Raw genomic sequence first — 6,567 nt, 5'->3', positions numbered from 1 at the left:
AGTGGCAGTCTGTTCTCTGTTCAGCCCTTCGTCCGAGTCGGCGTGTGCAATCCAGATCAATCGGGGTCAGGTCTTGCGGGGGAATTCAATGAGACGGTGTTGACGCGGTGGGAAGTCCCTGTAGAGGATAGGCGCCGTTGGACCGCCAAACGCACACTCTGGTCTACAAGCTGTCATCACGACACGGTCCCGGCAGCCCTGAGAGGAACAGGGCGGCCACCAGCAGAGTCAGGACCCGCCACCATCGCGGCCGCTCTGCCCGGGCTGTGTTCAGGGGATCCCAGCTGATTCGACTGGGATCAGCAAAGGGTCTTCGAGCCAGGGTTCCGCCCGGCCCGATCGACAACAAAAAGGACTCCGCCGGCGCGCAAGCGTCGGCGGTTTTTCTTTTCTGGGGGCAGGTCTTGCGGGCGCGGCTCAGGCGCTGAAGCGCAGCACGCCGTCGCTGCCGCGCTCGCGCCGCAGCCGGCCCTGCAGCCACAGGGCGTTGAGGTGGGCAATGGACTCGCCCATCGCGAAGGTGGTCTGGTGCAGGTCCAGCGGGCGCTTGAAGAGCAGGGGCAGCAGCTCCGCCGCATGGCAGGGCTGTTGCGCGCAGGCCTGCAGCACCTCGTCGAGGCGCTCCTGGTGATGCTCCTGCAGCTGGGCCACGCGCGCCTGCACGCCGCGGAAGGGGCGGCCATGCGAGGGCAGCACCAGGGTGTCGGGCGGCAGGTCCAGCAGGGCCGCCAGCGAATCCAGGTAGAGCTGCAGGGGATTGGCCTCCGGCTCCACATCCACCACGCTCACGTTGGTGGAGATGCGCGGCAGCAGCATGTCGCCCGAGATCAGCACCGGCGGGCCGTCCTCGCGGAAGAAGCTCAGGTGCTCCGGCGCATGGCCGTAGCCGCCGATGCAGCGCCAGCGCGCGCCGCCGATCGTCACCGTCTGGCCAGGCATCAGGCGCCGGTAGCTGGCAGGCACGGCCGGCACCATGCTGGGGTAGTAGCTGGCCCGGCCGCGGATCTTGGCCTGGGCTTCGGGGTCGGTCAGCCCGTGGCTGGCGAAGAAGGCCGCTGCCGCCTCGCCGCCCATGCCCACGGTGGAGCTGCTGGCGATGCGGGCGAGGTGGTAGTCCGGCGCGCTCATCCACAGGCGGCAGGGCTGTTCGGGCGTGCTGAAGCGCTCGGTGAGCCAGGCGGCCAGGCCCAGGTGGTCGGGGTGGAAATGCGTGACCAGCACCCGCAGCAGGGGCTCGCCCTGCAGGCCCTGGCTCAGCACCTGCTCCCACAGGCCGCGCGTGGCGTCATTGGCCACGCCGCAGTCCACCAGGGTCCAGCCGCGGCGGCCGTCAAGCTCGTCGCGCAGCAGCCAGAGGTTGATGTGGTCCAGCGCAAAGGGCAGGCCCATGCGCACCCAGGCCAGGCCCGGCTCCAGCGGCAGCAGCCCGCCGGATTCAGGGAGGGACTCGCCCCAGGGATAGCTCAGCTCGGATTCGCGTGGATTGGCCATGGACTGCAAGGGCTTAGACTAACGTTAACGTAAACGTCATTCAGCGCAGTGTAGCCATGAGCCCCTCGTCCGACCTGAGTTCCCCAGCAAAAGCCCTCGCGGGGACCGAGGACGCGGCCGATGCCGCCGCGGATGCCTCCATGGACGGCGGCTCCCGCCTGTTCACCATCACCGAGCTGGCGGCGGAGTTCGACATCACCCCCCGCGCCATCCGCTTCTACGAGGACATGGGCCTGTTGAGCCCCGCGCGCGAGGGCCGCAACCGCGTCTACACCCACCGCGACCGCACGCGCCTCAAGCTGACCCTGCGCGGCAAGCGCCTGGGCCTGTCGCTGCAGGAGATCAAGCAGCTGGTGGACATGTATGACGCCGCCGGCGCCGACACGGCCCCCCAGCTCAAGGCCTTTCTCGAAGTGCTGGCGCAGCACCGTCGCCAGCTGGAGCAGCAGCTGGAGGACATCGAGGTGACGCTGGAGGAGATCAGCCAGCACGAGGAGCGCTGCCGCGCCCTGCTGGCACAGCGCTGAGCGCTCGGCGGCCCGTTTTCAGCCGCGCAGGGCGGCGATGGGCTTCAGGGCCATCGCCTGCCGGGCATGACGCAGGCAGGCCAGCGCCGCCACCGCCAGCAGGCCGGCGAGGGCCAGCGCCTGCGGCCATGCGCCCAGGGCCGCGCGGTCGGCAAAGCCGCCCAGGTAGAGCTGCCCCAGCATCCAGGACAGGGGCACGCCAAGCGTTGAGCCGGCCAGCAGCAGCAGGGCCATTTCCCGGCCCAGCCGGCCCAGGGCCTGCCAGGGGCCGGCGCCATGCAGCTTGCGCAGCACGATCTCACGGGCATGGCGCTGCACCAGATGGGCCGACAGCGCGTAGATGCCGAAGCCCGCGATGGCCAGGGCCAGCACGGCGCACAGCGCCACCAGGCGGCCCAGGCGCAGGTCCTGCGTGTAGGGCTCCATGAGGGTGTCGGCGAGGCGCTCCAGCTGCAGGGGCCGCTGGGGAAAGTGGCGCGTCCAGACGGCTTTCAGCGAGGCCTCGTCCAGCGGCGCCCCTGTGCGGATGCTGAGCACTCCGGCCTCGCGCTCACCCGCCTGCTCCGGCGGTGCCTGCAGGCGGAAGGCCTGTGGCAGGCGCGCCTCCCGCGTGTTCTCCAACGCCAGGTGGGGGACCACCGCTACGACGCGGCTGTGCTGCGGCAGCTGGTCCAGGCCGCGCGCCTGTTCCTGGACCCTTTGCCCGATGGCGTCCTGCGGCGCCGCCCAGCCCAGGGCCTGCGCCGCCAGGCTGTCGATCACCAGGCGCTGCTCGGCCGTCGAGGCGGGCTCGAGGCGGCCTGCCAGCGGCCGCACCTGGTAGAGCTCGAAGAAGTCCGCATCGACCGGCTGGACGCGCACCGCGGCCTGCTGGGGCGGGCGCTCCAGCAGGGCTTCCTGCACCTCGCGACCGGAACCCAGGATCCATTCCGTCCAGGCCGTGCCCTGGACGCCGGGCAGCTGGGTCAGGGACTGGCGCAGGGCTTGCAGCTGCGTCCGGGTGGTGCCGGCCGGCAGGGTCAGGGCCAGCAGCCCCTCTGGCTGGTAGCCCAGCTCGCGCCCCAGGACGTGGTGGTTCTGGCCCCAGACCGTGAGGGACAGGGCCAGGACCAGCAGGGCGCTGCCGAACTGCATGCCGCCGAACAGCCGGCGCAGCCAGGGGCCCGAGCGGCCCTCGCCGGCCAGGCGACCCTGCAGGGCCTCGGCGCTGCGCAGCCGCCAGCTCAGCCAGGCAGGGTAGGCGGCGATGGCCAGGGTGCTCAGTCCGACCAGGCCGCCGCACAGCAGCAGGCCCGGCCAGGAGGCGATCTCCGGCACCGGCAGCTCCAACGCATCGGCCATCCACGGCGCCAGCAGCCAGGCCAGCAGCAGCCCCAGGCCACCCGCCAGCAGGGACTGCAGGCCGGCCTCGGCCAGGCTCAGGCCCAGCAGCGAGGCCGGGCTGGCGCCCAGGCTCTTGCGGATGGCGATCTCGCGCTGGCGCTGCAGCATGCGCACGCCGCCCAGGTTGATGGCATTGACCAGGGCCAGCACGCACAGCAGCACCGCGGCCCCCATCAGGGCCGTCAGCACCTGCCGCTGCGTCTGGCCGACACGGCCCTCGAAGGCCCGTTCGCTCAGCGGCAGGGCGCGCATGAAGGCGGCCTTGCGCCCGCCGGCCACCCAGTCCGGCGGCAGCTGGGCGATCACCGGGCTGCGGTCCAGCAGGGACTGCGCCAGCGCGCCGAGCTGCGCCGCGCTGGCGCCCGGCGCGAGCCGGCCCCAGACCTGGCCGTTCATGAAGAACCAGGCGGTCTTGAGCTCCTGGCTCAGGCCCGCGGCCGGACTGTCGAAATTGACCATCAGCTCCGCCTGCACCGGATGCCGCGGCGAAGGCGAGGCCACCACCGCGCCGATGGTGAGCGTGTGCCGGCCCAGGCTCACCGGCTGATCCAGCACCTCGGCGCGGCCAAAGCTGCGGCGCGCAAAGGCTTCCGTGACGACGATGCGGTCCGGCCGCGACAGCGCCGCCAGCGCGTCGCCCTGCACCGAGCGCAGCGCGAAGAGCCGGGCCAGGGCGGGATCCATGGCGGCGACCCGTGCCTCGTGGCCTTCGTCGAGCGGGCCGCGATCATTCAGCCGCAGGGTGCGGCGGGCCTCGGTGTAGCGGCCCAGGTCCGTCAGCGGGGCGTGCGCCTGCTGCAGGGCGTCGCGCAAGGCAAAGGGCGTGCGCAGGAACCAGTCTTCCTGGCGGCCGGGCATGTTGCCTTTGAAGTCGATCAGCACGATGCGGTCGGGGTCCTGCAGCAGCGGGTCCGGCAGCAGGCGCTCGGCAATCAGGGTGGCCAGCAGCAGGCAGGCCGCCAGCGCCAGGGCCAGGCCGCCCAGGCTGGCGAGGGTGTGCAGGGGGGCGGCCGCCATCTGGCGCCGCGCCACGCGGAGGTCGAGGAAGCTCATGCGTGACTCCTCAGGCCGCCAGGGCGTCGACCAGCACGCGGCCGTCCAGCAGGCGCACGCTGCGCGGGGCCAGGGCGGCATGGGCGGAGGAGTGGGTGACCATCACCAGCGTCGTGCCCTCCTCGTTGAGCTCGCGCAGCAGGCGCATGACCTCCTGGCCCTGGGCGCTGTCCAGGTTGCCGGTGGGCTCGTCGGCCAGCAGCAGGCTGGGGCGCCGCACGATGGCTCGGGCGATGGCCACGCGCTGCTGCTGCCCCCCCGAGAGCTGCGAGGGCCGGTGCCCGGCGCGGTGGGCCAGGCCCAGGCGGTCCAGCACCGCGGCCACGCGCTGGCGCTGCTCGCGCCGGGGCAGGCCGGCGTGGTCCAGGGCCAGGCCCACGTTCTCCTCGACGCTGAGCTCGTCGATCAGGTTGAAGCTCTGGAACACGAAGCCGATCTGGCCCCGGCGCAGGCCCGCCAGCTCGCGCTCCGTGCAGCGCGAGAGCTCGCGGCCATCAAACCAGTACTCGCCGCCGCTGGGACGGTCCAGCAGGCCCAGCAGGGACAGCAGCGTGGTCTTGCCGCAGCCCGATGGGCCGGTGATCGCCAGGTACTCGCCGGCCTCGATCTGCAGGTCGACGCGGTCCAGTGCCGTGGTCTCGATGTCGCCGCTGCGGTGGCGCTTGCTGAGGGATTTCAAATGGATCATCGCGGTCTCCGTGGATCAATGTAATGGCTGCGGGGTGCCGCCCGTGGCGGGGCCGGCCAGGCGCAGCACGGCATGGCCCTCGTAGGCGGCGGTGGGGCCCACCAGCACCTGCTCGCCGGCGCGCAGGCCGCCCAGCACTTCCACCTGCGCGCTGCTGCGCCGGCCCAGCTGCACGGGGCGGTGGCGAGCATGGCGGCCGTCGGGGTCCAGCACATAGACGCGGGCACCGCCGCCGTCGGCCAGGTAGGCACCGGTGGGCAGCCAGAGCGCCTGCGCCGGTGCGCCCAGGCGCAGGCTGAGCTCAAAGCCCTGACCTGGCCGCAGGCCCTCGGGCGCGTCGCCGGCAAAGGCCAGCTCCACCTTGAAGCGGCCCTGCTGCACGGTGGCCTGGCGCTCGCGCAGCAGCAGGGGCCAGGTCTTGCCTCCCTGCAACAGCTGCCCGGTCAGGCCGGGCTGGATGCGGGCGTCGTAGAACTCGTCGACCTCGGCGCTCAGCAGCCAGCTGCGGAGGTCGTCGATGCGGCCCAGGCGCTCCCCGGCGCGGATCACGCTCCCCGGCTGCAGGCTGAAGCCGCTGAGCTGGCCATCGGCCGGCGCACGCACCGTCAGGCGCTCCGCGGCCTGGCGGACCAGGGCGAGGCCGGCGGAGAGGCCCTGCACCGCACGCTCCATCTCGCTGACGGTCTGGGCCCGCACCTGCAGCTCGGCCTGGCTGTCCTGCTCGGCCTGCTGCAGCAGCTGGCGTTGCAGCTCGGCCTGGCGGCGCGCGTTGCGCTCCGCCAGGGGCGAGACAAAGCCCTGCGCCGCCAGCGCCTGCTGGCGCTCGGCCTCCTCGCCGGCCAGGGTCAGCTCGTGGCGCCGCTGGGCCAGCTCGCGCCGCCACTGCGCCTGTGCGCCGGCCTGCGCGGCGCGCAGGGTCGAGAGATTGGCCAGCTGCTGCGCCACCTCGGCCGTGCGCGCCAGCACCTCCTGCTCCCGCTGCGGGCTGGACAGCTGCACCAGCGGCTGCCCCGCGCGCACGGCCTGGCCATCCCTCACGAGCACGGCCTCGACGCGCCCGCCCTCGGTGGCATCGATCATCAGCTGGTGCTGCGGCTGCACCTGGGCGCGCAGGGCGATGTCATCACGGAAGGGGCCACGCTGCACGGTCGCCAGCTGCAGACCCTCGGCCGGCACGCGCAAGCCCTCCGGCGCCAGCGCCCAGGCCAGGGCGGCGCAGGCGGGCAGCAGCAGCCAGCCGGCACGGCGCCAGCGCTTCCAGCGGCCGGGCGGCAGGGCGCGGTCCATGCCGGCGCCGGACAGCGCCTGCAGATGAAGGGGCGGTGGGACAGTCATGCCCCGGACAACGCAAGCCGCATGCCAGCGGCGCGAGCCCCGTGCCGAGGGGGCCGGCAGCACCGGACCTGTCCGGCCGCGGCACAGCAG

Annotated in this window: 5 protein-coding genes; 1 reads left to right on the top strand and 4 read right to left on the bottom strand. The window is 72.8% G+C overall.

The genetic code is table 11. The annotated features are described in order from the left end of the window. Positions 1–417 precede the first annotated feature (417 nt). The gene (locus ABDJ40_RS21780) at positions 418–1,491 is read right to left on the bottom strand and encodes an MBL fold metallo-hydrolase (protein WP_347612828.1); all 1,074 of its coding nucleotides are present in this window, start codon (positions 1,489–1,491) and stop codon (positions 418–420) included. A gap of 140 nt (positions 1,492–1,631) precedes the next feature. On the opposite strand from ABDJ40_RS21780, the gene ABDJ40_RS21775 reads away from it, so the two are divergent. After that, on the top strand, positions 1,632–2,018 hold the full coding sequence (locus tag ABDJ40_RS21775; RefSeq protein ID WP_347612835.1) for a MerR family transcriptional regulator: 387 nt from the start codon (positions 1,632–1,634) through the stop codon (positions 2,016–2,018). Between the two features lie 18 nt (positions 2,019–2,036). On the opposite strand, the gene ABDJ40_RS21770 is transcribed toward ABDJ40_RS21775, so the two are convergent. From ABDJ40_RS21770 to ABDJ40_RS21760, 3 genes are read right to left on the bottom strand one after another with little or no spacing between them, the layout of a single operon-like run. Continuing rightward, positions 2,037–4,454, bottom strand: coding sequence for an FtsX-like permease family protein (locus ABDJ40_RS21770; RefSeq protein WP_347612827.1), 2,418 nt, complete (start codon positions 4,452–4,454; stop codon positions 2,037–2,039). A gap of 10 nt (positions 4,455–4,464) precedes the next feature. Further along, positions 4,465–5,142 carry an ABC transporter ATP-binding protein gene (locus ABDJ40_RS21765; RefSeq protein WP_347612825.1) on the bottom strand — a complete coding sequence of 226 codons (678 nt, stop codon included), beginning with the start codon at positions 5,140–5,142 and terminating at the stop codon, positions 4,465–4,467. 15 nt (positions 5,143–5,157) lie between these two features. Next, on the bottom strand, positions 5,158–6,477 hold the full coding sequence (locus ABDJ40_RS21760; RefSeq protein ID WP_347612824.1) for an efflux RND transporter periplasmic adaptor subunit: 1,320 nt from the start codon (positions 6,475–6,477) through the stop codon (positions 5,158–5,160). Between the last annotated feature and the right edge of the window lie 90 nt (positions 6,478–6,567).

The organism is Roseateles flavus, assembly GCF_039872765.1.
In the GTDB taxonomy this organism is placed as follows: domain Bacteria; phylum Pseudomonadota; class Gammaproteobacteria; order Burkholderiales; family Burkholderiaceae_C; genus Roseateles_B; species Roseateles_B flavus.
The sequence above is the reverse complement of the archived record's forward strand: the minus strand, read 5'-3'. Positions and strand labels throughout refer to the sequence as shown.